The sequence below is a fragment of the Rhizobacter fulvus genome (assembly GCF_964020785.1).
Window position 1 is genome coordinate 5,098,911 of sequence record NZ_OZ224516.1, and the last position, 25,175, is coordinate 5,124,085.

Sequence of the window (25,175 nt, forward strand, 5' to 3'; positions counted from 1 at the left end):
CTGGCAGGAACAAAAAAGGCCGCACACGAGGTCGGCCTTTGGAAGCTCACCCGGACGGCATCACTGCCGGCCGGGCTGGCCGCGAGGTGCAGCGCGCGAGCACCGCACCGTGGCGACTTAAGCGAGCTGGGCCTTCACCTTCTCGACGATGCTGGCAAACGCGGCCGGATCGTGGATGGCCATGTCCGACAAGACTTTGCGGTCGATCTCGATCGACAGCTTCTTCAGGCCGTTCATGAACTTGCTGTAGGTGACGCCATGGCTGCGGCTGCCGGCATTGATCCGGGCGATCCACAGGTGACGGAAGACGCGCTTCTTGGTCCGGCGGTCACGGTATGCGTACTGCCCGGCACGCATGACTGCTTGCTTGGCAATGCGGAATACATTCTTGCGGCGGCCGCGGTAACCCTTGGCGAGTGCGAGAACTTTCTTGTGACGGGCGCGAGCCGTTACACCACGTTTGACGCGAGGCATGTTGTGTCCTTTCCTTGAAGCGGTTTAGAGGCCAGCGAAGGGCATCATCTGCTTGATGTGCCCCATGTTGGTCTCATGCACGTTGACGGCGCCGCGGAGGTGGCGCTTGTTCTTCGTGGTCTTCTTGGTCAGGATGTGGCGCTTGAACGCCTGGCCCCGCTTGACGGTGCCGCCTGGACGAACGCGAAACCGCTTGGCGGCGCTTTTCTTGGTCTTCATTTTGGGCATGTGATGCTCCTTCTTGGTTGCTCCTGCATGGCGCCGGCAAAGCTCTTGCCGTCTTGTAGGCCATGAGGGGCTTCTGACAACACGCTGGCGACCAGACCAGCGCACTGCATCTCGATAATTCTTACTTCCGCTTCGGCGCCAGCACCATGATCATCTGGCGCCCTTCGAGCTTGGGCATGTGCTCGACCACCGACACATCGGCCAGCTCGTCGCGGATGCGCTCCAGCAGCCGCATGCCGATGTCCTGGTGGGTAATCTCACGCCCGCGGTAGCGCAGCGTGACCTTGCCCTTGTCGCCGTCCTCCTCGATGAAGCGGCGCAGGTTGCGCATCTTGATCGCGTAGTCGCCTTCGTCGGTGCCGGGCCGGAACTTCACTTCCTTGACCTCGACCACCTTCTGCTTGCTCTTGGCCTCGGCCGCCTTCTTCTGCTCCTGGTACTTGAACTTGCCGTAGTCCATCAGGCGGCACACCGGCGGATCGGCCTGGGCGACGATCTCGACCAGATCGACGTCCGCCTCACCTGCCAGGCGCAATGCCTCGGTGATGCTCACGATGCCCAGCGGTTCGTTCTCGGGTCCGTTCAGCCGGACTTCGGGCGCCATGATCTCGCGGTTGAGGCGGTGCTTGCGCTCTGCGTTCGGAGTACGGCGGTCAGCAAAAGTAGCGATGGTCAAAACCCTTCAATAGGCTCCAAGGCAGCGGAGCCCGACAAATACCCATGTGCGGCCGGTCTTCAGGCTTGCAACGCCACCGGAGTGGCGCCTTCAAGTCTTCTGGGCGATGTCAGCGGCGATCTTCTGTGCGAAGTCGGCCAGTGGCATCACACCGAGGTCCTGGTTGCCCCGGGCGCGCACCGCAACGGCTCCGTTTGCCTTCTCCTTGTCACCCACGACGAGGATGTACGGAACCTTTTGCAAGGAATGCTCGCGGATTTTATAGGTTATTTTCTCGTTGCGCAAATCGGACACCACCCTAAGTCCTTGTTTTTGCAGCGTTTTGACCACTTCGCGAGCGTATTCGGCCTGGTGGTCGGTGATGTTGAGCACACTCACCTGCACCGGCGCCAGCCAGGCCGGCAGCGCGCCGGCGTGGTGTTCGATCAGCATCCCGATGAAACGCTCGAAGCTGCCGACGATCGCCCGGTGCAACATCACCGGGTGGGCACGGCCGCTGGACTCGGTCACGTATTCGCCGCCCAGGCGTTCGGCGGTGTTGAAGTCGACCTGCATCGTGCCGCACTGCCATTGCCGGCCGAGCGCATCCTTCAGCGTGTACTCGATCTTCGGGCCGTAGAACGCCCCGTCGCCCGGCGCGACGATGAACTCGACGCCCGAACGGCGCAGCGATTCCATCACCGCGTGCTCGGCCTTGTCCCAGAGTTCGTCCGAGCCGACCCGGTGCTCGGGCCGTGTGGCGACCTTGTAGATGATCTCGCCGAAGCCGAAGTCCTTGTAGACCGCCTGCAGCTGCGCCGTGTAGGCCACGCACTCCTCGAGGATGTGGTCCTCGGTGCAGAAGATGTGGCCGTCGTCCTGCGTGAAGCCGCGCACCCGCATGATCCCGTGCATCGAGCCGCTGGGCTCGTTGCGGTGGCACTGGCCGAACTCGCCGTAGCGGATCGGCAGCTCGCGGTAGCTGCGCATCTGCGACTTGAAGATCAGCACGTGGCCCGGGCAGTTCATCGGCTTCAGCGCGTACTCGCGCTTCTCCGACTCGGTCGTGAACATGTTGTCGCGGTAGTTCTCCCAGTGGCCGGTCTTCTCCCACAGCCCCTTGTCGAGGATCTGCGGGCCCTTGACCTCCTGGTAGCCGCAGTCCTTGTAGACCTGCCGCATGTACTGCTCGACCTGCTGCCACAACGCCCAGCCCTTGGGGTGCCAGAACACCAGACCCGGGGCGAACTCGTCGATGTGGAACAGGTCGAGCTCGCGGCCGAGCTTGCGGTGGTCGCGCTTTTCGGCCTCCTCCAGCATGTGCAGGTGCTGCTGCAACTCGTCCTTCGTGGCCCACGCCGTGCCGTAGATGCGCTGCAGCATCTCGTTGCGGTGGTCGCCGCGCCAGTAGGCGCCGGCCACCTTCATCAGCTTGAAATGCTTGAGCTTGCCGGTACTCGGCACGTGCGGGCCGCGGCACAGGTCCTCGAACGCGCCTTCGCGGTACAGCGAGACGTCCTCGCCGGCCGGGATGCTCGAGATGATCTCGGCCTTGTAGTGCTCGCCGATCGACTTGAAGTAGGCCACCGCCTCGTCGCGCGGCAGCACGCGGCGCTCGACCTTTTCATCCTTGCGCGCGAGCTCGGTCATCTTGGCTTCGATCGCCACCAGGTCTTCCGGCGTGAACGGGCGCTTGTACGAGAAGTCGTAGAAGAAGCCGTTCTCGATCACCGGGCCGATCGTGACCTGCGCGTCGGGGAACAGGTCCTTCACCGCGTAAGCGAGCAGGTGCGCCGTCGAATGGCGGATCACGTCCAGGCCCGCCGGGTCCTTGTCGGTGACGATCGCGAGCGGCGAGTCGTGCTCGATCAGATAGCTCGTGTCGACGACCTTCGCATCGGCGCCCTGCCCGACGCGGCCGGCGAGCGCCGCCTTGGCCAGGCCGGTGCCGATCGACGCGGCCACTTCGGCCACCGTCACGGGTCCGGGGTACTCGCGCTTCGAGCCGTCGGGCAATTGGATGGCGATCATCTTGAAACTCCAGAAAAGCAAAAGGCGCGGACTGAGCCGCGCCTTGTTCGAGAAAGGGAATGGGAATGCAGGTCGAGACGCGCGGCCGACTAGACCTCCGTGGAGAAGGTGGTAGTTCGCGGTGTCATAACCATCATTGCCTTTCTCGTCCTTGTGTGTTGGGTGTGCGATTCTACATCGGCAGGATCGACACATTCGCCGTGCGCTCGATCAGCCACAGCAGCCCGATCACCAGCGCGGCGAACGAGCCGCCGCGGATCACCAGCGGCCGGTAGCGCGGCCACTGGCGCAGCGCGAACAGCAGCGCGGTGACGCCGACGACGATCATCAGCTGGCCGAGTTCGAGGCCCACGTTGAACTGCAGCAGCGCCCAGGCGAAATCCGCCGTCGGCAGGTTCAGCTCGGCCAGCACGCCGGCGAAGCCGAAGCCATGGATCAGGCCGAACAGGAAGGTCACGACGACGCGCCGCACCGGAAAGATCGGCCAGACGTTGTCCAGTGCCGCCAGGATGATCGTCACCGCGATCGCCGGCTCGATGATCGCCGACGGCAGCGAGACGATCTTCAGCGCCGCCAGCCCCAGCGTGATCGAGTGCGCGACCGTGAACGCCGAGACGATGCCGACCACCGGCCAGATCGCCTCCGACAGCTTGCCGACAGGCTGCCAGCCCTGCGGGCTGCGACGCATCACCGACGGCAGCAGCAGGCACAGCAGGAACAGCACGTGGTCGTAGCCGGTCAGGATGTGGTGCACGCCTTCGCGCAGGAAGCCCCAGGGGCCGGCGTTCGCGGCCGATGCAGGCTGACCGGACGCCGCGGTCGTCGCGGTGGCCGCCTGCAGCGTGACGCCGCGCGACGGATCGAGCAGCGCCAGCGCGAGCGGCTGCCCGGCCATCTGGATGCGGGCGATGCCGCGATGCGTCGGGTCGACCTCGCGGAACAGCGTATAGCCGATGGCCGGTTGCGCCGTCAGCACGCAGTCGGCGCTCAGCAGCAGCACCGCGTAGGCGCCATCGTTGCGCCGCTCCAGCGCCTGGCCGGTCGGCCGCAGCGCGCAGCCGTCGAGCGTCAGGCGCGGCAGCGCGTAGGCCTCGATGCGCGGCCACGCGGCCTTGACCTCGCCCCAGGTCAGCCGGCCGTCGTCGTCGGCATCGAGCACGAGTGCCACGTCCAGGTCGCGCAGCGCGATGTCCCAGCGCACCGTGGTCGCCGCCGGGCCCGCGTCGATCTGCAGGTACGAGTCGCTCGACTTGTGCGCCTGCGCCGGCAGCGCGAGCCCGAGCAGTGCCGCGCAGACCAGCACCAGACGCAACAGCGCGCTCATCGCAGCGCCTTGATGCGCGCGTCGACCAGGCCGATGTCGGCGGCGAGCTTCTGCGCCGCATCGATCGCCTCGGATCGGCCGCTGGCGCGCGCGGCCTGCGCCAGCACGACCAGGTCGAGCGGCTCGCGCTGCTTCGCCGCGTTGCCTCGCGCGAGTTCGAGGGCGCGCGCGGCGTCGCCGTCGACCTGCAGCGCGAACATCGCCTGCTCGCGGCCGTGGAACACCTTGGCGTCGGGGCGCTCGTTGGCCAGGGCGATGCGCTCGCGCATCTCCGCGACATCGGCGGCGGCGTCGGGCGCCCGCGCCTGGGTCCCGGCGATCGCGAGCCGCAGCAGCACGGCGTCGCTGCGCGCCTGCCCTTTCAGCAGCGCGAGCGCCTGCGCCGGACGCTTCTGTTCGATCAGGAAATCGGCGTAGTCCAGCGTCGTGTACGGATCCGCATCGAGCGCCAGCGCGGCGCGGAACGCGGCCTCGGCTGCCGCCGGGCGGCCCGCGCGCTGCTCCAGTTCCGCCAGGCTCGTGGTCAGCCAGGCCCGGGTCGTGGCGGGTTGGCGCGCGTCGGCCAGCAGCGCCGCGAACATCGCGCGCGCACGCGTCTGGTCGCCCCGCAAGGCCGCGTTCTCGGCGATGCAGGCGTTGCCGTGCAGGGCCGCGCCGGCGCGCAGCACTTCGGCGCACGCGGCATCGGATTCGGCATACCGCCCCTGCACCCGGCGCACCGTCGCGAGCGTGAGCCAGGCCTGCGGGCGCGGCGCACCGTCGCGGGCGATCAGTGTCGTCAGCGTGCCGACGGACGCGTCGAAGTCATGCAGGTATTGCTGCAGGGTCGCTCGCATCATCAGCACATCGTCAGGCGTCGATGCGGCGTCGCGCCAGCCATCGATCGCGGCCATCGCCATGCCGGCAAAGCGCGGGTCGCCCTGTTCGTGGGCCTGGTCGAGGTAGGCATTCGCCGCGGCCAGCGCGAGGGCCGGGTCGTTCGGCCGCTGCGCCAGTTGCTGTCGCACGCGCCGGGCCTCGGCTCGGCCACCCGGCAACGCGGGCAGGACCTCGATCACCTCGTCGTCACGGCTGGGCGTGATCGGCGCGGCGGTGGCGTCGTGCACGAGCGCAACGAGCAGCGCGGCGCACAACAGGATTCGGAGGATTGGCATCGGGCCAAGAATAAGGGAGGGCGGCACGCGATGCGCGCCGCCCTCCTCGACTACGTCACTCGACGGCGACTGGCTCACCGGTGTCGTCGGCCGGCGGCGTGACATTGCTGACGTCGACCGGCTCGAGATCGTCCGCCGACGACGCGACCAACGCCTTCACGTAGCTCATGAAGCCGGCGCTCGACTCGCTCGCGCTGGCCGGCACCGCCTCGGTCACCGGCGGCGTGTCGTCACCACCGCCGCAGCCCGCGAGGGCCGCGCCGGCGACCAGCGCCAGGATCATCCATGACTTGTTCATGTCGTGCTCCTTGCGTGGCATCACTGCGCGCCCGGCACCGGCGTGCCGATGTACGGGAAGGTCGGCAGCAGCGGACCCGCGGCCTTGACCTTCGCGCCCGCCTGGTCGACGCCGTCGTGCAGGCCGTACGCCGCGGCGCCGAGCGGCACGGCCGAGGGCTTGCAGGTCGCGCCGAGCTTGAACGCGTCCGAGTCGCCGTTGGCCACGCACAGGCCGCCCATCACCGCGATCAGCGAGATGTCGACCACGTCGTCGTTCGGACGGCGACCGTTCGGGTAACCGGCCAGGTCCTGCGGCGCCGGGCCGAGCAGCCCGCCGAGCAGGCCGAGGCGGTTCTGGTTGGCGTAGGCGGTCGGGGCGATCGCGGTGTTCAGGCGCAGCATTTCCGACGCCGTCACCGTCGCGGGCTGGTTCACGCCCTTGATGCCGGTCAGGAAGGTCGTGACCAGGTCGGTCCGCGGGAAGTTGGTCGGCGCGATGTTCGGCGTCGCCAGCGCGATCTCGAGCAGCGCGGGCAGCGTCGGGTTGGTCACGTAGTTCGCGAACTGGGCATCGTCCTTCGGCTTCGAGGCGTTGAACTTGTCCTTGTCAGGCAGGCCGATCACCACTTCGTTGACCAGCGGCATGCCCAGGCGCGAGACCTGCGTCCACGCGCCACCACCGACCTGCGCGGTGCCGTAGCCGCTCTTCGGCGCGCCGTTCATCAGGTGGCCCTGGCGCACGCTGGCGGTCGTCCACGCACCGATCACCGGATCGGAGCCGGCCGTCAGGCAGCTGGTCGGCACCTCGACCGCGAGCGACGTGACGTTCTTGTACTTCAGCGAGTCCTCGCCCGCATCGCGGTTGTTGTTGTCGAGCAGGAACGCCGCGCTCGGCACGTTCACCAGGTCGAAGATCGCGCCCAGGTTCACGGCGAACGGGTCCTTGCGCTGGCCGACGAAGACCTTGCCGGGCGTCGCGCAGCCCGGAATGTTGACGCTGTAGATGTGCTTGGCCGCATAGGCGGCGTAGTTCGGGATCGTCTTGGTGCCGATGTTGTCCGACGGCTTGTCGAACGTGGCGCTGCCGCCGGTCACGTTGGTGACCGCGCCCTTGGTGCCGCCGCGACGGTCGCCGCGCACCACGTTGACGGTGAAGCTCTCGTTGACGTTCAGCGTCGCGGCGTTCGGGTCGGTCACGCCCCCGAACTGGGTCAGCGGGATCGCGACATCCTTGCCGCCCACCGACAGGGTCTTGCCCTTCAGCGTGTTCGTGAACTGGAACTGGAACGTGATGTCTTCCTTGCCGTCGCCGTTGTTGTCGACGTGGATCTCGTACATCGCGTTCGGGTCGAGCTTGAAGTAGTTCGGGCCGCCGTAGGCGTCCTGCAGCGGCAGGTAGTTCGCGATCAGCGTGACGAAGCCGGTGCGGCCCGGCTCGTAGCTGTTGAACATGTAGAAGTCGGTGGCATCGACCTTCGGCATCGCGGTGATCGACGGCGCCTCGCGGTGGCTCGAGGCTTGCGCCGGCAGCGACGCCATGCCGTAGGCGGTGGCGAGGGCCGCGAGCAGCGGCAGCAGGCGGGGATGGCCCGTTCGTTGAGCAGTCATGTCGTCTTCCTTTGATTGAAGTGTTGGGCACGGCCCGCCGGGCGTGTGCCCGGCTGCGGTCGACTTGTCTCGACGCGCATGGCACTCGGCCCGTCGCGTCTGCAGCCCCTTACGCCAGCCCTTCCGGACTGGATGCAGTGCAAAGGAAGATTTCCGTGCGCGCGGGCTCAACCGGGCGCGGCGGCGGCCTTCATCCGCTGCGCGAACTCCTGGCGCAACTCGCGTCGCGTGCGCGCGGCCGCGTCGCGGCGGCGCTGATCGGCGGTCAGCAGGGCCAGCGGCGGCACCGCCACCGGCTTGCGGTCCTCGCCCATCGCCACCATCGTGAAGAAGCAGCTGTTCGCGTGCCGCACCGTCTGGCTGACGATGTTCTCGGTGACGACCTTGATGCCGATCTCCATCGAGGTGTTGCCGGTCGCGTTGACGCTGGCGAGGAAGGTGACCAGCTCACCGACGTGGATCGGCTCGCGGAACATCACCTGGTCGACCGACAGTGTCACAACGTAACGGCCGGCGTAACGGCTGGCACACGCGTAGGCCACCTGGTCGAGCAGCTTCAGCACGGTGCCGCCGTGCACGTTGCCGCTGAAATTCGCCATGTCGGGCGTCATCAGCACGGTCATCGTCAATTCGTGTTTCGGCAGGTTCATCGGTCGCTCCGTTCAGGCCAGCGGCTGCGCAGCAAGACCCGGGCCGGCACGCGCCCAGTCGGCGAACTCGTCGCTCAGCCGTGCGCTCTCGGCGACCGCCCGAGTCCACGCCTTGACGCGGCCGGCGGTGTCCTCGCCGAACAGCTTGAAGTCGGCGCGGTCGGGCAGCTTGCCGTTCGGCAACGTCGCGATCCACGCCGGGTTCGGCGACAGCACGATCACGTTCGACAGCTGCGCGGTCGCACGGTGCCGGTGCGTCAGGAACTTGTCCAGCCAGCCGGGAATCACGCTCGGCTGGAAATGCGGGTACAGAACCAGCGCCGGTTCGTCGGGCGACGCATCGGCCATCGACGCGTAGTTCAGGTGCAGGTGGTAATCCGTGATCCCGCCATCCTGGTAGGCCCCTGGCGGCGCGCCCGGGATGTTGTGCACCGGATCCAGCCAGTACGGGATCGAGCAGCTCGCGAGGATGCTGGGCGCGAGGTTCTCGGCCGACAACCGCGCGGTGTGCGTGCGGTAGTCCTGCAGCTGGATCGGCAACGGGTCGCGCGGGTCGGAGAAGATGACCCGTTCCCACCAGCCGCCCATCGCGCGGCGGCTGAACGCGTTGGCGGCGAAGGCGCTCGCGTAACTCAGCGGCGTGCTCACCGACGACAGGGCCCGACCGTGCCGCCGGATCAAGTGCCGGCCGCGGCTGGTGAACACATGCAGACGCAGGCGCCGGTTGCCCAGCAGCTCGGGAACGCGGTGGCCGAAGCGCGCGGCCAGGTTGGCGCCGAACACCTCGGACACGTGGCGCGGCGTCGGCAGTTTGCCGGGCGCGTGCTCGTAGTCCTGGTGGATGTAGTCGTGCGCCATCTGGGCGAGCGCGGTCGCCGGGTCGTCGAGGCAGGCCGCGGCCATGCGCCAGGCACCGATCGAGGCGCCGAGCAGGTGGATCGTCTGCGTCGCCGGCGCGAGCCACTCGCCGAACAGGTACTGGTCGAGCGGATTCAGTACCAGGCCCTTCGGCCCCCCTGCGGCGGCCGGGATCGCGCGCACGTGGCGCGGCTGCAGGCCGTGCTCGCGCAGCGCCTTCAGCGCGCGCGGGCCGGCATGGACACACAGGGCTCTCATGTCGTCACTGTAAGGGCCGCGCGGCGGGCCGCGCCGCCTGCCCGTTCAGCGCTTGGTCCGCAGCCGCGCGAACGCGTCGGCCATCGCCGAGCCGCCGGCCGGCACCGGGGCCGCCCCGCGGTGCGGTGCCGCGGCACGCTCGCCCCGCGCCGGCGCGCGGTACGCATTGCCGCCGCGCTCGCCGCCCGCTGCAGGCTTCGCGTCGAGCTTCATCGTCAGCGAGATGCGCTGGCGCGCGAGGTCAACCTCGAGCACCTTGACCTTCACGATGTCGCCGGTCTTGACGACCTCGCGCGCGTCGTTGACGAACTTGTTCGCGAGCTGGCTGACATGGATCAGCGCGTCCTGGTGGACGCCGAGATCGACGAACGCGCCGAACTGCGCGACGTTGGTGATCGTGCCCTCGAGCGTCATGCCGGCGACCAGGTCCTTGATGTCCTCGATGCCGTCGGTCAGGCGCGCGACCTTGAAGTCAGGACGCGGATCGCGGCCCGGCTTCTCCAGTTCGGTCAGTACGTCCTTGACCGTGATCGCCCCGAACTTCTCGTCGGCGAAGGCCTCCGGCTTCAGCGCACGGATCACGTCGCTGCGCCCCATCACCTCGGCCGCCGGCTTGTTGACCGCGGCGAGCAGGCGCTCGACCAGCGGGTAGGTCTCGGGATGCACGCCGGTGGCGTCGAGGGCGTTGTCGCCGCCGCGGATGCGCAGGAAGCCCGCGCTCTGCTCGAAGGTCTTCGCACCGAGCCCGCTCACGTCGAGAAGCTGCTTGCGGCTGCGGAACGCGCCGTTCGCGTCGCGCCAGCGCACGATGCTCGCCGCGACCGCGCCGCTCAGGCCCGACACGCGCGAGAGCAGCGGCGTCGACGCGGTGTTCAGGTCGACGCCGACCGAGTTCACGCAGTCCTCGATCACCGTGCCCAGGCTCTTCGCGAGCTCGCTCTGGTTCACGTCGTGCTGGTACTGGCCGACGCCGATGCTCTTCGGGTCGATCTTGACCAGCTCGGCCAGCGGGTCCTGCAGGCGCCGCGCGATGCTGACCGCGCCGCGCAGGCTCACGTCCAGATCGGGCAGTTCCTTGCTCGCGTACTCGCTGGCCGAGTAGACCGACGCGCCGGCCTCGCTGACGACGATCTTCTCGATCTTCGTGTCGGGCGCGAGCTTGTGGATGCGCTTGATCAGGTCGCCGGCCAGCTTGTCGGTCTCGCGGCTCGCAGTGCCGTTGCCGATCGCGATCAGGTTGACGCCGTGGGTCGCGCACAGCCGCGCGAGCGAATGCAGGGAACCCTCCCAGTCGCGGCGCGGCTCATGCGGATAGACGGTGTCGGTGGCCAGCACCTTGCCGGTCGCATCGACCACGGCCACCTTGCAGCCGGTGCGGATGCCGGGGTCCAGCCCCATCACGACCCGCGGGCCCGCCGGCGCGGCCAGCAGCAGGTCGCGCAGGTTCTCGGCGAAGACCTTGATCGCGACGGCCTCGGCATCTTCGCGCAGCCGTGCGAACAGGTCGCGCTCCAGGCTCAGGCTGAGCTTGACCTTCCAGGTCCAGGCGATGCACTTGCGGATCAGGTCGTCGGCCGGGCGCTTGGCGTGGCTCCACTTCAGGTGGACAGCGATGTGGCCTTCGGCGAGGACCGGCTTGCCGGGGACGATTTCCTCGTCGGTCACCAGCCTCGCATCGAGCAGTTCGAGCGTGCGGCCGCGGAACACTGCGAGCGCGCGGTGCGACGGCACCGTGCGGATCGGCTCGGCGTAGTCGAAGTAGTCGCGGAACTTGGCGGCGTCCGGCTGCGTGCCGTCCTTTCCTTCCATCAACTTGCTCTGGAACAGCGCCTCGCCCCACAGCCAGTCGCGCAGCTTGCGCACCAGCGCGGCGTCTTCGGCCCAGCGCTCCGACAGGATGTCCCGCACGCCGTCGAGCACGGAATGGGCATCGGCGAAACCGCCTTCCGCGTTGACAAACGCGGCCGCCTTATCGAGCGGGACCAGCGACGGGTCGGCGAACAGCTGGTCCGCCAGCGGTTCGATGCCGGCCTCGCGAGCGATCATCGCCTTCGTGCGGCGCTTCTGCTTGTACGGGAGGTACAGGTCCTCGAGTTCCTGCTTGGTCGGCGCGGCGTCGATTGAAGCTCTGAGGGCGGGCGTCAGCTTGCCCTGTTCGTCAAGGCTCTTGAGCACCGCGGCGCGGCGCTCCTCCAGCTCACGCAGGTAAGACAGGCGGACTTCGAGCTCGCGCAGCTGGATGTCGTCGAGGTTGTCGGTCGCTTCCTTGCGGTAGCGCGCGATGAAGGGGACGGTGGCACCCCCGTCGAGCAACTCGACGGCGGCTTGAACCTGGGCCGGGCGAACCTTGAGTTCGGCGGCAATCTGCAGAAGGATCTTGTCCAAGAGGCGGGGGGCTGAATACGAAGCGGCGCAGTGTGCCACACCCCCCTCACCCCCGACGCGGCTTCAGGCGCCGGAGGACCGCCCGTCAGTTCAAGGGGCCGACGCGGCCGGCATCGCGGGACCGACCGTGGTCTCGCGCGTGACGGTCTCGCGCAGGATGCCGCCGCCCTTGACGCTGCCGCTGGTCGTGGTCGTGACGCTCTTGGTCGAGCCCGACGGATCGATCTTGGTCATGCTGCCTTCGCGCACCCGTGCGCGCAGCACGCAATCGCGCTGCTCCGCGCCGGTGAGCACGTCGCAACGCTCCTTGGCGTTCTTCCGCAGGTGGCCATCGCCGTCGCTGAGCTGGCCTTTCAACGCGGCATCGCGCGCATTGACGGCTTCCTTCATGCAGGCGTCCATCACCTGCCCCGATTGGCCGGCGAGGCAGCGCGCGCGCTCCTGTTCGTAGCGGGCCTGCACGTCGGCCGACGCCGCGCCGGCGGCAGCCGCCGTGCCGCAGATCAGCGCGGTCGCGAAGCCGAGCGCAGTGGCACGGAGGGTCGTTTGACGGGTCTTGTTCATGGCATGTCCTGGGTCGAGTGATCGATGCCCGACTCTAGTCACGATGGGGTCAGGGCCACGTCGGACGCCAGCGCGACCCGAACCTATCGCCGCCGAATCGGCTGTAGGACACGTCCGGCGCACTCAGACCCGCAGGTGGCGCAGCGCGCCCTGGGCAGCGGCGACGCCGGAGGCGAAACACGCCGTCAGCAGGTAACCGCCGGTCGGCGCCTCCCAGTCGAGCATTTCGCCGGCGCAGAACACACCGGGGAGCGCGCCGAGCATCAACCCCGCATCGAGCGCCTCGAAGCGGACCCCGCCGGCACTGCTGATCGCCTCGTCGAGGGGCCGCGCGGCGCCCAGGCGCAACGGCAGTGCCTTGATGGCCTGCGCCAATCGCAGCGGATCGGCGATGACCTCGCGCGGCAGCAGCTCGTGCAGCAGCGCGGCCTTCACGCCATCGAGCCCGAGGCGGCTCTTCAGGTGCGTGGACAGCGAGCGCGAGCCGCGCGGCCGCGCGACCTCGGCCTGCACGAAGGCGGCATCGCGCTGCGGCAGCAGGTCGATGTGCACGAGGGCGTCACCGTGCGCCGCGATCGCGTCGCGCGCCGGGCCGGAGAGCGCGTAGACCAGGCTGCCCTCCACGCCGCCCTCGGTGATCACGAACTCGCCGGCCTGCCGATGCGCCGGTCCGTTCGGACCGACCAGCGACAGCGCGACGTTCTTCAGCGGCTGGCCGGCGAAGCGCGTGCGGAAGAATTCGGTCCAGGCCGGGGTCACGTCGAAGCCGCAGTTGGACGGCCGCAGTGGCGCGACATCGATGCCACGGGCCTGCAGCCACGACATCCACGCGCCGTCGGAGCCGAGCCGCGCCCAGCTGCCGCCGCCGAGCGCGAGCACGACGGCATCGGCCTCGGCGACCGCCTCGCCCGCCGGCGTCGCGAAGCGCAGCCGCGACGGGCTCGCGTCGCCCTGCACCCACCCGACCCAGCGATGCCGCATGTGGAACACCACCCCGGCCGCACGCAGGCGATGCAGCCAGGCGCGCAGCAGCGGCGCGGCCTTCAGGTCGGTCGGAAAGACGCGGCCCGAACTGCCGACGAAGGTGGAGACCCCCAGGCCGAGCGCCCATGCGCGCAGTTCGGCCGGGCCGAATCCGCGCAGCAGCGGGTCCAGCGCCGGCCGGCGCGCCGCGTAGCGATCGAGGAAGGGGTCGAGCGGCTCGCTGTGCGTCAGGTTCAGCCCGCCCTTGCCGGCGAGCAGGAACTTGCGGCCGACCGACGGCATCGCATCGAACAGGTCCACGCGCACGCCGCCGGTGGCCAGCACCTCGGCGGCCATCAGCCCGGCCGGCCCGCCGCCGACGACGGCGACGCGGCGAGGAGAATTCAGGGTCATGTCGTGTCGGTCCGTGCGCGGGTGGGGTTCGAAGGCGGCGCAGTGTGGCACAGGCGCGGCGTAAGAAGTCCGGCCTGGCGGCGACCCCACCCTGTCGATACCCGAAGCCTGGAGCGCGCCCGATGCCTGCCGACCGCCTACTGATGACCGCCACGCTGCTGGCCGCGCTTGCCGCGGCCAGTGTCCCCTCGATCGCCGCGCCGAGTTGCCGTGCCGCGAGCAGCGCCGTCGCACCGGCGGTCATCGAGCTCTACACCTCGGAAGGCTGCAGCTCGTGTCCGCCGGCCGATCGCTGGCTGTCGCGGCTGAAGGCCGATCCGTCGGCCATCGCGCTCGCGTTCCACGTCGACTACTGGGACCGGCTCGGCTGGAAGGACCGGTTCGCGAGCCCCGCCTACACGCAGCGCCAGGCGCAGCAGCAAGCGAGCACCGGCGCGCGCTTCAGCTACACCCCGCAGGTCGTGATCGACGGCGCCGACCGGCCCGACTGGCCGCGCGCGACGACCGCCACGAGCCGCAGCCGTTCGACCGCGCCGGTGCAGGTCGAGCTCGCGCGCGACGGCCGGCGCGTGACCGCGTCGATCGCCGTGATGTCGAACGCGCCGCCGCGGCTGGCCGCGTACTGGGCCGTGACCGAATCGGGCCACCGCAGCGCGGTGCAGGCCGGCGAGAACCAGGGCGCGACGCTGCAGCACGATTTCGTCGTGCGCGAGTACCTGCCCGTGGCCGCGTGGGCCGCACGCGCGGACGCCCCGGCGACGCTGACGTTCGAGCCCGGCGCCGCGCCCGACCCGGCGCATCCGCGCGAGGTGAACCTGGTCGTCGTCGATGCGCAGACCGGTCGCCCGGTGCAGGCGCTCAAGCTCGGCTGCTGAGCCCTTACACGGCGGCCGTCGCCGCGACGGGTCGGCCAGCCGCCGATGCAGCTCGTCGCGGGCGAAGCGATCGTCTTCCCGCGCGGCGACGCGTACCACATGGCCTCTGAACCCGGCGTCCCGCCAGCCCGCGGCGGCGCCAAGCTCGACGCGATCCTGGCGCGCCGCCGCGCCAGATCGCCTGCGGAGGCGGCGGTGCGGCGACGCGGCTCGTCTGCGGCTACCTGGCGTGCGACGCGCGCCTGGCGCGGCTGTTCCTGACCGGCCTGCCGCCGATCGTGCGCGTCAACGTGCGGCGTGCTCGCCAAGCTGGCCGAGGTGCTGTTCATCGAAGTGCTGCGCCTGTGCATGAACGCGCCCGACACCGAGCGCACCGGCTGGCTCGCCGGCGTCGGCGACCGCATCGTCGGCAAGGCGCCGAGCGAGCTGCACGAGCGCCCCGCTCATGCCTGGACACTGGAGGAACTGGCGCGCAGCGCCCCCGCGCGTCGTCAGTCGGCTTCGCGCAGTTGGGCGCGAAGCTTCTCGCCCAGCTCGGGCTTGTGCGCGAACGGATCGGTCGGGTTGCGCGGGGTCATGATGTCTTCGAGCCGCACCTGCACGCTGCCCAGCGACTTGGGGTGGCTGTAGACGTAGAAGCGGCGCTCGGCGATCGCGTCGAAGACGAACTGCGCGACCTCGGCCGCGCTGACCTTGCCGCTGCTGACCGCCTTGTCGCTCATCGCCTGGCCGATCAGCTGGCTGCGCGTGAGCTTGCGGCCCGTGTCGGTCATCTCGGCGGGACGGTTGCGGTCGCTCTTGGTGATGCCGGTCGGCACGAAGAACGGGCACAGCAGCGAGGCGCTGATCTGGTCCGTGACCAGACGCAGGTCCTGGTAGAGCGTCTCGCTCATCGCGACGACCGCGCTCTTGGTCGCGTTGTAGACGCCCATGTTCGGCGCGTTCAGCAGGCCGGCCATCGACGCGGTGTTGGTGATGTGGCCCTCGTAGGTCGGGTCCTTCTTCGCGGCCTCGAGCATCATCGGCGTGAACACGCGGATGCCGTGGGCCACGCCCATCAGGTTGACGCCGACGACCCATTCCCAGTCCTTCAGTGTCGTCTCCCAGATCAACCCACCGGCGCCGACGCCGGCGTTGTTGAACACGACGTTTGGCGCGCCGAAGCGCGCGAACGCCGCGGCGCCGAGCGCCTCCACCTCAGCGGCTTTCGACACGTCGAGCCGGAACGGCAGCACCGCGGCCCCGAGTCCGCGGATCTCGGCCGCGGCCGTGTCGAGCGCGTCCTGCTGCACGTCGGCCATCACGATATTCATGCCGAGGCGGGCGGCGATGCGCGAGGCCTCGAGGCCGAAGCCGGACGCGGCCCCGGTGATCACGGCCGTGCGGCCCTTGAAGGTCTTCATCTGTCGGGTCTCTTTCAGGCGGGTTGCGGTTTCTTGATCTGGAAGGCGATGCGCGGGAAGTGCACGTGCACGGTGCCGGCGCGCTCGTCGGTGCGGGCGACCACGACCTCCTGCCGGCTCAGGCCGACAAGGCGACCGGCCACCGGGTCGTGCGCGTAGTCGGTCGGCGTCACGGTCACCTCGTCGCCTTCGGCCAGGCCGGGCTCGGCGGTGAACGCCAGCGGCGCGTGCGCGCCCTGCGCCGCGACGGCGATCGCCTCTGCGCCGGTCATCTTCGTGAAGCGGCCCTGGCCGAACGCGTTGACGCGCTCGTACCACGCGCGGACTTTCGGATAGGCCTCGAGCAGCGCGGCGACCGGCGGCGCGAGGCGGATGAACCAGATCGACTGCGCGGCCGAGAAATCGGCGATCGACGGCAACGCGCTGAGCAGGAACGGCTGGCCGTCGTGCAGCATGTGTTCGAGGCGCGCGAGGTAGGTGCCGAGCGCGGCGGCGCCGTCAGGCACGGTCGCGCGGCGCATGTTCGGGTTCATCGCGGCGCGGTCGGCGCCGAAGGCCTTCAGCATCTCCGGCGTGGCGTCCTTCAGAACATGCTGAGCGCCGGCCGGTTGCAGCGTGAACGGCACCGCGGTCCAGAACAGCGTGGTGTCGGCCCACTGCGCGACGATGTCGGCGATGCCGCTGGTGGCCATCGGGTACAGCGGCGGCTCGGGCTTCAGCGCATCGATCACGCGGCACATCAGCGCGGTGTCGCAGTACACGTCGGCGCCGATCTGCATGAACGGCGTGCGGCGGTAGCCGCCGGTCAGCGCCATGACGTCGGGCTTGGGCAGCATGTTCGGCACGATCACCGAGCGCCACGGCAGGCCCTTGAAGCCGAGAATGAGGCGGACCTTCTCGGAGAAGGGGGAGCCGGCGTAGTGGTGCAGGATCAGGTCGGACATGGGAAGCCTTTGGGTTCAGCGCGGCAGGGCGCGCTGGATGATGGAATCGACATCGACGGTCGACGGCAAGGTGCCGAACACCTGCGGGCCGTCGCCGCCGAGGCGCGAGCGGCAGAAGGCGTCGAACACCGCAGCCGGCGAATGGCGTTGCAGCAGCGACGCCTGCACCGCCAGTGCGATGTCCTGCGCGAGCCTGCGCGCGCCGCCTTCGTCGCCGCCACCGTCGGCGGCGTCGTTGAAGCGCGCAAGCAGCGCCGCGGTGAATCGGTCGTAGGCCGGATGTGCGCCACGCGCGGTGTCCAGCTCGGTGGCGAGTGCGCCCACCACGTCGCCGCCCTTCGCGTCGCGCTTCTTCATCGCGCGCAGCAGGTCGAGCGCCATGATGTTGCCGGCCCCTTCCCAGATCGAGTTCAGCGGCATCTCGCGGTAGATGCGGGCCATCGTGCCCTCACCGTGCTCCTCGACATAGCCGTTGCCGCCGAGGCACTCCATCGCCTCCTGCGCCAGCGCAGAGCCGCGCTTGCAGACCCAGAACTTCGCGACCGGCGTCAGCACCCGGCGCATCAGCGCCTCGAACGGGTCGTCCTGCCTGTCGATCGCACGCGCCAGGCGCAGCGCGAGCGCGGTGGCAGCCTCGCTCTCCAGCGCCAGGTCGGCGAGCACGTTCTTCATCAGCGGCTGCTCGATCAGCGGCTTGCCGAAGGCATGGCGCTGGGATGAATGGTGCAGCGCCAGCGCGACCGCGCCGCGCATCAGCCCGGCCGTGCCGAGCGCGCAGTCGAGCCGCGTCAGCGTGCCCATCTCGAGGATCTGCGGGACGCCACGGCCTTCCTCGCCGACCAGCCAAGCGAGCGCCCCGTTGAACTCGACCTCGGAACTCGCATTGGCGTGGTTGCCGAGCTTGTCCTTCAGGCGCTGGATCGCGATTCCGTTCAGGCTGCCATCCGGCAGCACGCGGGGCAGGAAGAAGCACGACAGCCCGGCCGGCGTCTGCGCGAGCACCAGGAACGCATCGCTCATGGGCGCCGAGAAGAACCACTTGTGGCCGACGAGGCGGTAGCAGCGCCCCCAGGGCGTGTCCTCGACGTACTCGGCGCGCGTGGTGTTGGCTCGCACGTCCGAGCCACCCTGCTTCTCGGTCATGCCCATGCCCATCGTCACGCCGCGCTTGGCGCGCACGTTCAGCAGGCGCGGGTCGTAGTCGGTGCTGGCGAGCTTGTCGAACCAGTCGGCAAACACGGCGCCGTTGCCGCGCAAAGCGGGCGTGACCGCATAGGTCATCGAGACCGGGCACAGCACGGACGGTTCGAGCTGCGTGAACATCAGGAAACCGGCGGCGCGTTCGACGTGCGCGCCGGGACCTTGTTGCGCCCACGGCGTGGCGTGCAGGCCGGCGCCGACGGCCGCGCCCAGCAGGGCGTGGTAGCTGGGGTGGAACTCGACCGTGTCGGTGCGGTGGCCGAAGCGGTCGTGCGTGTGCAGGCTCGGCTTGTGGATGTTGGCGAGGCGCGCGTGGGTCTGCATCGCCGGATCGCCAAGGAGTCCGCCGAGTTCGGTGCGCCGCGCCGCGTCGGCCTGCGGCGCGTGGAACTGCAGCGCGTCGCACAGCGCGCGGTCGGTCGTGTAGAGGTTGTGCCCGGCGAGAGGCTCGCTCTGGTTCAGCACCTCGTGGGTGGCGGTCGTATGCATGGTTCAGGTGGGCCGGAAACGTTGCGACCAGTCGGCAAGGTCGGCGTCGATCGCGGCGCGCAGCGCGGTCAGCGAGTCCGCGCGCAGCCGCAGCTTGGTGGCCGTGAAGGCCTCGGCATTCAGCATCAGCAGTTTCGCAGTGCGCTCGCGCGCGACAGCGGCGAGCGACGCGGCTGGTACCAGTTCGTCCAGCATGCCGGCGGCCAGCGCCTGTTCGGGCGTGTACGGCGCGGCGGTCGCGGCGACGAGATGCAGGTGCGCGGGCGCGAGCCGCTGGCGGCAGACCTCGATCGCGAAGTGCGGCAGCGTCAGGCCGATCTGCACCTCGTTGGCCTGCAGGCGCGCGCCGCCGTCGACGCCAATCCGCACGTCGGTGCTCAGCAGCAGGAACAGCCCCATCGCGACCGCGTGGCCGCTGCAGGCCGCCACCACCGGCTTCGGGAACGACAGCAGCCGCTCGGTCATGCGCGCGCCGGCCTCGAGCATGCGGAACAGCTCGTCCGGCCCGCGTTTGAACACCGCCAGGTCGAAGCCGCCGGAGAACATGCCGGCCCTGCCCGTCAGCAGCACGGCCGCGCCGTCGGCCTGCGCCCGGTCGAGCGCGTCGTTCAGGGCCTGCAGCATCGCCACGCTCATCGCGTTGGCCTTGCCGTCGTCCATCGTCAGCGTGGCGATGCCGTCGCTGAACTCGTAGCCGACCAGCGGCGCGATCATCGTGCCGGCCTCAGACGAGCTTGACGACCTGCTTGCCGAAATTCCGGCCCTTCAACAGACCGAGGAAGGCTTCGGGCGCCGCGGCCAGGCCTTGCGCGACCGACTCGCGGTACTTCAGCTTGCCGGTGGCGACCATCGTGCCGAGTTCCTTCAGCGCCTCCGGCCAGAACTCCATGTGCTCGCTGACGATGAAGCCCTGGAGCATCAGCCGGTTGGTCAGCAGCAGCTGCGGCTGCTTCAGCGGGATCGGCTCGCCGTCGTAGCCGCTGATCATCCCGCACAGCGCGATCCGGCCGAACGCGTTCATGCGCGGCAGCACCGCGTCGAGCACCGCGCCGCCGACGTTCTCGAAGTAGCCGTCCACGCCGTCCGGCGTCGCCGCCTTGATCGCCTCGTAGAGCGACTTCGGGTCGGTGTGGGCCTTGTAGTCGATGCAGGCGTCGAAGCCGAGCTCGCCGACCACGTAGTCGCACTTGTCCTTGCCGCCGGCGATGCCGACCGCGCGGCAGCCGCGCGCCTTCGCGAGCTGGCCGACCGCGCTGCCGACCGCACCGCTGGCGGCGCTGACCGCGATCGTCTTGCCGGCCGCGGGCTTGCAGATCTGCGTCAGGCCGTACCACGCCGTCACGCCGGGCATGCCGACCGCGCCGAGGTAGGCCGACAGCGGGATGTGGGTGGTGTCGACCTTGCGCAGCACGCCCGGCGTGTTCGCATCGACGACGCTGAACTGCTGCCAGCCGCCGAAGCCGACGACCTTGTCGCCGACCGCGTAGCCCGGGTTCTTCGACGCGACCACCTCGCCCACCGTGCCGCCCTGCATCACCGCGTTCAGCGGCTGCGGCACGGCGTAGCTCTTGGCGTCGTTCATGCGGCCGCGCATGTACGGGTCGAGGCTCATGAAGTGGTGGCGCACGAGCACCTGGCCGTCCTTCAGTTCGGGCACCTCGGCCTCGAGCAGCTTGAAGTTGTCGGCGCGGGCCTCGCCGTCGGGGCGGGACACGAGGTGGATCTGCTGGTTCATCGTCATGGTGGGTCTCCTGGTATTCGTTCGATCAATCGGTCGACAACGGCGCCTGTTGCAGCGGATTGGTCGAGCTGGGGCTCACCGGCAGACGCTTCACGTACTTGAAGGTGCCGGTGGAATGGCTGCAGGCACGGCCTTGCGCGTCGTAGATCGTGCCCTCGGTGAAGGCCATCGTGGCGGTGCGGTGCATCAGCCGCCCCTTGCCCACGAGCGCGCCGACCGCGGGCCGCATGAAGGTCGTCTTCATCTCGATCGTGACGACGCCCATCTCGGGGTTCGCGCTGCGCGCCGCGGTGGCCATCACGACATCGAGAAACGTCATGCACGCGCCCCCGTGCACGACCTGGAAGCTGTTGGAATGCTCCGGCTTCGCGGCGTAGTGCAGCTCGGATTCGCCACCCTCGAAGCGCTCGAGGGTGAATCCGAGCAGTTCGACGAACGGGATGGTGACCCCGAACGGGATGCTCATCTCAGGCCGCTCCGAGCACCACACTGACGCCGCCGTCCACCGCGAGCCACTGCCCGGTGATGTGCTTGCCGGCCTCGCTGGCGTAGAGCAGCGTGATGCCCTTCAGGTCGTCCTCGTCGCCCAGGCGACCGAGCGGTGCCTTGGCGGCCATCTTTTCCTCGCCGAGCGAGGTGATCAGGCCGGCGGCCATCTTGGTCATGAAGAAGCCGGGGCAGATCGCGTTGACGTTGATGTTGTACTTGCCCCATTCGGCGGCGAGCGTGTGGGTGAAGCCGATCACCGCGGTCTTCGAGGTGTTGTAGGCCAGCGTCTTCATCTCGGGCGGGTTGCCGTTGAGGCCGGCGATCGACGCGATGTTGATGATCGAGCCGCGCTTCTTCGGGATCATGTAGCCGCGCGCGACCTGCTGCGACAGGATGAAGTAGCCGCGCACGTTCAGGTTCATCACCTTGTCCCAGGCCGCGACCGGGTGGTCCTCGGCCGGGGCGCCCCAGCTCGCGCCGGCGTTGTTGACGAGGATGTCGATCGCGCCCATGCGCTGCAGCGTCTCATCGGCCAGCCGCCGGGTCTCGTCCTCCTTCGAGCAGTCGGCGGCGATCCAGCGCGCGTCGATGCCGGCGGCCTGCAATTCGGCGGCGGCCTGCTCCAGGTCCTCGGCCTTGCGCGAGCTCAGCATGATCTTGGCGCCGGCCTCGCCGAGCGCATGCGCCATCTGCAGGCCCAGGCCGCGCGAGCCGCCGGTGATCAGCGCGGTCTTGCCCGTCAGGTCGAAAAGCTTCTTAATCGATGTACTCATAACGTCTCCTTGGAATTCTTCATGCGCGAACGGATCCAGATCAGCACGATGCCGGCCACGATCATCAGGATGCCCGGCGCGGCGATGCCCCAGCCGAGCGCCACGTCGCTGCGCTGCACCGACAGGCCGAGCGCGAGCAGGATCATCCCGAGGAAGATCAGGATCCAGCACCACTTCTCGATGCGCTGCGCGGGGGTGGTCATCTAGAACCAGGCCTCGTCCATCGTCCGGCAGGTCGCGTCGCGCACTTCGACGACCTGCAGCCATGCGCCGATCTTCGGCAGCTCGTAATGGAAGAAATACGTGCAGGCGGCCAGCTTGCCGTGCAGCAACGCCGCCTCGTCGGCCGACGCGCCAGCCAGCTTCGGCTGCGCGCACAGTGCGACATCGAGCCAGATCCAGGCCAGCACGAGGTGGCCGAAGGCTTGCAGGTACGGCGTCGCGTTGGCCAGAGCCTCGTCGGGCTGGCCGGTCGACCAGGCGCCACGGGTCGCTGTGCGGAGTTGCGCCATCGCATCGGCCAGCGCGCTCGCGTGCGCGGCCAGCGCCGGCACATCGCGCCCCTGCTCCAGCGTGCGCTGCATGCGGACCATCAGCAGCGCCAGCCCGGCGCCTTCCTGCATCACCACCTTGCGGCCGAGCAGATCGAGCGCCTGGATGCCGTGCGTGCCCTCGTGGATCATGTTCAGGCGGTTGTCGCGCCAGTACTGTTCGACCGGGAAGTCACGCGTGTAACCGTAGCCGCCGTGGATCTGGATCGCGAGGCTGTTGGCCTCCAGGCACCACTCGCTCGGCCAGCTCTTGGCGATCGGCGTCAGCATCTCGAGCATCAGGCTCGCGTCGGCGGAGGCCTCGGGCGTGCCGGTGCGCTGCTCGTCGACCAGGCGCGCGCAGTACAGCTCGAGCGCGAGCGCGCCCTCGCAGTAGCTCTTCTGCGCGAGCAGCATGCGCTTGATGTCGGCGTGCTGGATGATCGGGATCTGCGGCTTCGCGGCGTCCTTGCCGCCGATGCCGGTCGGTCGGCCTTGCGGGCGATTGCGCGCGTAGTCGAGCGAGGCTTCGTAGCCGGCCTGGCCGAGCATCGTCGCGCCCATGCCGACCGCGATGCGGGCCTCGTTCATCATGTGGAACATGCAGCGCAGGCCTTCGTGCGGCTGGCCGACGAGGTAACCGATGGCGCCCGCCCCGCGGCCGTCCAGGCCGCCTCCCGACCCATCACCCCGAACCGGGAACTTGCCTTCGCCGAAGTTCAGCAGCGTGTTCGGGATGCCGCGGTTGCCGAGCTTGTGGTTCAGGCCCGCCAGCGCCACGTCGTTGCGCTCGCCGGTGAGTTCGCCATCGGGGCCGACCAGCTTCTTCGGCACGATGAACAGCGAGATGCCGCGCGTGCCGGGGATCAGCGTGCCGTCCGGGCCGGGGATCTTCGCGAGCACCAGGTGGATGATGTTCTCGGCAAGTTCATGCTCGCCGTTGCTGATCCACATCTTGTTGCCGCGCAGGCGGTAGCGCGCGCCGAGCGGGTCGGCCTCGAAACCGTCGCCATCGGGCGTCGCACGCGTGGCCACGTCGGACAGGCTGGAGCCCGCCTGGGGCTCGCTCAGGCACATCGTGCCGGCGAAGCGGCCGGCGAACTCCTGCTTCGCGAACACCGTCTGTTGCAGCGGCGTGCCGTGGACCATCAGCAGGTTGGCGTTGCCGCTGGTGAGCATCGCGCCGCCGGCGACGTTGCCGCCGGCCCGCGCGAAGAAACTGTTCGCCGCCATCTGCACCACGCACGGCAGCTGCATGCCGCCGATCTCGTAGTCCTGCGCCGCGGCGAGCATGCCGGACTCGGCATAGGCGCGCGACGCCGCGAGGCTGGCCGCGGGCAGGTGCACGCGTTCGCCGTCGAAGCGCGGCTCCTCGGTGTCGGCCTGCCGATTGAACGGCGCGAACTTGTCGCGCGCCAGGCGCTCGCAGCTGTCCAATACCGACGCGAAGGTCTCGGCCGAGTGGTCGGCAAAACGCGCGCGTTGCTGCAGCGACGGCACATCCAGCCAGTCGTTCAGCAGGAAATCCAGGGTCTGTCGATAACTCATGAGGTTCCGTTCTTCTCGCTCGCCCTGGCGATCGTGCCTTGCGCGATCGCGCACAGTTTCTCGTCGCTGCCGGTGACCGCGAACACCTCGCACTGGCAAACCGCCTGCGATTGGCTCACGTGCACGGCCCGGGCCCGCGCGACCAGCCGGTCGCCGATCGCCGGGCGGACGTAGTTGATCTTGTATTCCGCCGTCACCACCGGCACGTGCATCGCGGTGCCGCCGGCAAAGGTCAGCGCGTTGTCGGCCAGGTAGCTGACGACGCCGCCGTGCGCGAAGCCCATCTGCTGCTTCAGCGGCGGCGTGAGCGCGACGCCGAGTTCGCAGCGCCCGGGTTCGAGCGCGATCATGTCGGCGCCGAGCAGCACGCTGAACGGCTGCGACGCGATGACCTCGCGGCCCATCTGCAGGAACGCGGCCGGATCGATCGTCGTCATGGGGCCGTCAACTTGAAATGCGCCAGCGCTGCGGTCGCGATCGGCGCACCCCACTCCTGCACGAAGTGCCCGCCCTCGGCCACCTCCATCGGTGCCGGGCAGCCGCGAATTTTGGCCTGCAGCGCGCGCATCGGCACTTCGCCGAGGACCGGGTCCTGCATGCCGATCGCCATGAAGCTGTCGCCGGTCCAGCGGGTGCGCCAGAACTCGCCGGCTTCGCGGCTCAGCGCCGCGCCGGGCGCGTCGGCACCGTCGGGTACCAGGTTCGGGAACGCCTTCAGCGCGGCCTTGTGGCGCGCGTCCGGAAACGGCGCGTCGTAGGCCGCGACCTCGTCGGCCGTCATGTCGGGTTTGCCGCGCTGGATCAGCCGGCCTACCGGCAGGTCGGCCTGGCTGTTCGAGTACGTGCGCCACTGGCGGAAGCCCTCGGTGACCTGGCCGGTGCCCAGGCCCGTGTTCATCACCAGCAGGCGCGTGAAGCGCTCGGGCATGGCCATCGGCAGCGTCAGTCCGAGCAGCCCGCCCCAGTCCTGCACGACGAGCATCACGTTTTGCAGGTCGAGCCGCTCGACGAACGCGAGCAGCATGTCGAGGTGGCGCTCGAAGCTGTGCCAGGCCGGGTCGAGCGGCTTGTCCGAGCGGCCGAAGCCGATCAGGTCGGGTGCGACCACGCGAAGCCCGGCGTCGCGGAACACCGGGATCATGCGGCGGTACAGGTACGACCAGGTCGGGTTGCCGTGCAGGCACAGCGCGGTGACCGGCCGGTCGCTGCCCTCGTCCACGTACTGCACGCGCAGACCCGCGAGTGCCGGCAAGTCGTCGATGCAGTGCGGCGCGAACGGGAAACCCGGAAGGCTCCCGAAGCGCGCGTCCGGGGTGCGCAGGGCGTCCACGGGCCAGG

The 25,175-nt window shown here is 69.3% G+C and carries 27 protein-coding genes; 2 read left to right on the top strand and 25 right to left on the bottom strand.

The window, feature by feature from the left end; translation table 11 throughout:
• Positions 1–117: 117 nt before the first annotated feature.
• The 13 genes from rplT to ACWH49_RS24245 form a co-directional block, all read right to left on the bottom strand.
• On the bottom strand, positions 118–474 hold the full coding sequence (rplT, locus tag ACWH49_RS24185) for a 50S ribosomal protein L20 (RefSeq protein ID WP_056470439.1): 357 nt from the start codon (positions 472–474) through the stop codon (positions 118–120).
• A 24-nt stretch (positions 475–498) separates the two neighbouring features.
• Positions 499–702: a 50S ribosomal protein L35 gene (rpmI, locus tag ACWH49_RS24190; protein ID WP_056470442.1), complete on the bottom strand. Its 204-nt coding sequence runs from the start codon at positions 700–702 to the stop codon at positions 499–501.
• Positions 703–823: 121 nt separating this feature from the next.
• Positions 824–1,378 (bottom strand): translation initiation factor IF-3, encoded by a 555-nt coding sequence (gene infC, locus ACWH49_RS24195; RefSeq protein WP_371262157.1) that lies wholly within the window; start codon positions 1,376–1,378, stop codon positions 824–826.
• 90 nt (positions 1,379–1,468) lie between these two features.
• Positions 1,469–3,388 carry a threonine--tRNA ligase gene (thrS, locus tag ACWH49_RS24200; RefSeq protein WP_448173752.1) on the bottom strand — a complete coding sequence of 640 codons (1,920 nt, stop codon included), beginning with the start codon at positions 3,386–3,388 and terminating at the stop codon, positions 1,469–1,471.
• 172 nt (positions 3,389–3,560) lie between these two features.
• Complete coding sequence (locus tag ACWH49_RS24205; protein ID WP_448173753.1) at positions 3,561–4,712, bottom strand: HupE/UreJ family protein; 1,152 nt, start codon at positions 4,710–4,712, stop codon at positions 3,561–3,563.
• Positions 4,709–5,866 (bottom strand): hypothetical protein, encoded by a 1,158-nt coding sequence (locus tag ACWH49_RS24210; protein WP_448173754.1) that lies wholly within the window; start codon positions 5,864–5,866, stop codon positions 4,709–4,711. Before ACWH49_RS24210 ends, ACWH49_RS24205 begins: the two co-directional genes overlap by 4 nt.
• Positions 5,867–5,921: 55 nt before the next feature.
• On the bottom strand, positions 5,922–6,164 hold the full coding sequence (locus ACWH49_RS24215) for a hypothetical protein (protein ID WP_448173755.1): 243 nt from the start codon (positions 6,162–6,164) through the stop codon (positions 5,922–5,924).
• 20 nt (positions 6,165–6,184) lie between these two features.
• The gene (locus tag ACWH49_RS24220) at positions 6,185–7,753 is read right to left on the bottom strand and encodes a DUF4331 domain-containing protein (RefSeq protein ID WP_448173756.1); all 1,569 of its coding nucleotides are present in this window, start codon (positions 7,751–7,753) and stop codon (positions 6,185–6,187) included.
• Between the two features lie 167 nt (positions 7,754–7,920).
• The gene (locus tag ACWH49_RS24225; RefSeq protein WP_056470462.1) at positions 7,921–8,403 is read right to left on the bottom strand and encodes an acyl-CoA thioesterase; all 483 of its coding nucleotides are present in this window, start codon (positions 8,401–8,403) and stop codon (positions 7,921–7,923) included.
• Between the two features lie 12 nt (positions 8,404–8,415).
• Positions 8,416–9,519, bottom strand: coding sequence for a phospholipase (locus ACWH49_RS24230; protein WP_448173757.1), 1,104 nt, complete (start codon positions 9,517–9,519; stop codon positions 8,416–8,418).
• 45 nt (positions 9,520–9,564) lie between these two features.
• A complete protein-coding gene (locus ACWH49_RS24235; RefSeq protein WP_448173758.1) occupies positions 9,565–11,904 on the bottom strand; it encodes a Tex family protein in 2,340 nt (779 codons plus the stop codon).
• Positions 11,905–11,994: 90 nt separating this feature from the next.
• Complete coding sequence (locus ACWH49_RS24240) at positions 11,995–12,468, bottom strand: hypothetical protein (RefSeq protein WP_448173759.1); 474 nt, start codon at positions 12,466–12,468, stop codon at positions 11,995–11,997.
• A gap of 123 nt (positions 12,469–12,591) precedes the next feature.
• The gene (locus tag ACWH49_RS24245; protein WP_448173760.1) at positions 12,592–13,845 is read right to left on the bottom strand and encodes a TIGR03862 family flavoprotein; all 1,254 of its coding nucleotides are present in this window, start codon (positions 13,843–13,845) and stop codon (positions 12,592–12,594) included.
• Positions 13,846–13,967: 122 nt separating this feature from the next.
• Between ACWH49_RS24245 and ACWH49_RS24250 the strand changes: the two genes are divergently transcribed.
• Positions 13,968–14,720, top strand: a complete 753-nt coding sequence (locus ACWH49_RS24250; RefSeq protein ID WP_448173761.1) for a DUF1223 domain-containing protein — start codon at positions 13,968–13,970, stop codon at positions 14,718–14,720.
• Between the two features lie 45 nt (positions 14,721–14,765).
• Positions 14,766–14,981: a hypothetical protein gene (locus ACWH49_RS24255; RefSeq protein ID WP_448173762.1), complete on the top strand. Its 216-nt coding sequence runs from the start codon at positions 14,766–14,768 to the stop codon at positions 14,979–14,981.
• 24 nt (positions 14,982–15,005) lie between these two features.
• Here ACWH49_RS24255 and ACWH49_RS24260 read toward each other — a convergent pair whose 3' ends face one another.
• From ACWH49_RS24260 to ACWH49_RS24315, 12 genes are read right to left on the bottom strand one after another with little or no spacing between them, the layout of a single operon-like run.
• The gene (locus tag ACWH49_RS24260) at positions 15,006–15,167 is read right to left on the bottom strand and encodes a hypothetical protein (RefSeq protein WP_448173763.1); all 162 of its coding nucleotides are present in this window, start codon (positions 15,165–15,167) and stop codon (positions 15,006–15,008) included.
• Positions 15,168–15,211: 44 nt separating this feature from the next.
• Positions 15,212–16,123, bottom strand: a complete 912-nt coding sequence (locus ACWH49_RS24265) for an SDR family oxidoreductase (protein WP_448173764.1) — start codon at positions 16,121–16,123, stop codon at positions 15,212–15,214.
• 14 nt (positions 16,124–16,137) lie between these two features.
• Positions 16,138–17,067, bottom strand: coding sequence for a glutathione S-transferase family protein (locus ACWH49_RS24270; RefSeq protein WP_448173765.1), 930 nt, complete (start codon positions 17,065–17,067; stop codon positions 16,138–16,140).
• 15 nt (positions 17,068–17,082) lie between these two features.
• Positions 17,083–18,756 carry an isovaleryl-CoA dehydrogenase gene (locus tag ACWH49_RS24275; RefSeq protein ID WP_448173766.1) on the bottom strand — a complete coding sequence of 558 codons (1,674 nt, stop codon included), beginning with the start codon at positions 18,754–18,756 and terminating at the stop codon, positions 17,083–17,085.
• A 3-nt stretch (positions 18,757–18,759) separates the two neighbouring features.
• The gene (locus ACWH49_RS24280; RefSeq protein WP_448173767.1) at positions 18,760–19,470 is read right to left on the bottom strand and encodes a crotonase/enoyl-CoA hydratase family protein; all 711 of its coding nucleotides are present in this window, start codon (positions 19,468–19,470) and stop codon (positions 18,760–18,762) included.
• A gap of 10 nt (positions 19,471–19,480) precedes the next feature.
• Positions 19,481–20,497 (bottom strand): NADP-dependent oxidoreductase, encoded by a 1,017-nt coding sequence (locus ACWH49_RS24285; RefSeq protein ID WP_448173768.1) that lies wholly within the window; start codon positions 20,495–20,497, stop codon positions 19,481–19,483.
• Positions 20,498–20,522: 25 nt separating this feature from the next.
• The gene (locus ACWH49_RS24290; RefSeq protein WP_448173769.1) at positions 20,523–20,963 is read right to left on the bottom strand and encodes a PaaI family thioesterase; all 441 of its coding nucleotides are present in this window, start codon (positions 20,961–20,963) and stop codon (positions 20,523–20,525) included.
• Between the two features lies 1 nt (position 20,964).
• Entirely contained in the window at positions 20,965–21,759 is a 795-nt protein-coding gene (locus ACWH49_RS24295) for an SDR family oxidoreductase (RefSeq protein ID WP_448173770.1), read from the bottom strand.
• Entirely contained in the window at positions 21,756–21,962 is a 207-nt protein-coding gene (locus ACWH49_RS24300) for a hypothetical protein (RefSeq protein WP_448173771.1), read from the bottom strand. Before ACWH49_RS24300 ends, ACWH49_RS24295 begins: the two co-directional genes overlap by 4 nt.
• Entirely contained in the window at positions 21,963–23,837 is a 1,875-nt protein-coding gene (locus tag ACWH49_RS24305; protein ID WP_448173772.1) for an acyl-CoA dehydrogenase, read from the bottom strand.
• Positions 23,834–24,274 carry a PaaI family thioesterase gene (locus ACWH49_RS24310; protein WP_448173773.1) on the bottom strand — a complete coding sequence of 147 codons (441 nt, stop codon included), beginning with the start codon at positions 24,272–24,274 and terminating at the stop codon, positions 23,834–23,836. The genes ACWH49_RS24305 and ACWH49_RS24310 overlap by 4 nt, the downstream gene beginning before the upstream one ends.
• Positions 24,271–25,167 (bottom strand): haloalkane dehalogenase, encoded by an 897-nt coding sequence (locus ACWH49_RS24315; protein ID WP_448173774.1) that lies wholly within the window; start codon positions 25,165–25,167, stop codon positions 24,271–24,273. Before ACWH49_RS24315 ends, ACWH49_RS24310 begins: the two co-directional genes overlap by 4 nt.
• Positions 25,168–25,175 lie beyond the last annotated feature (8 nt).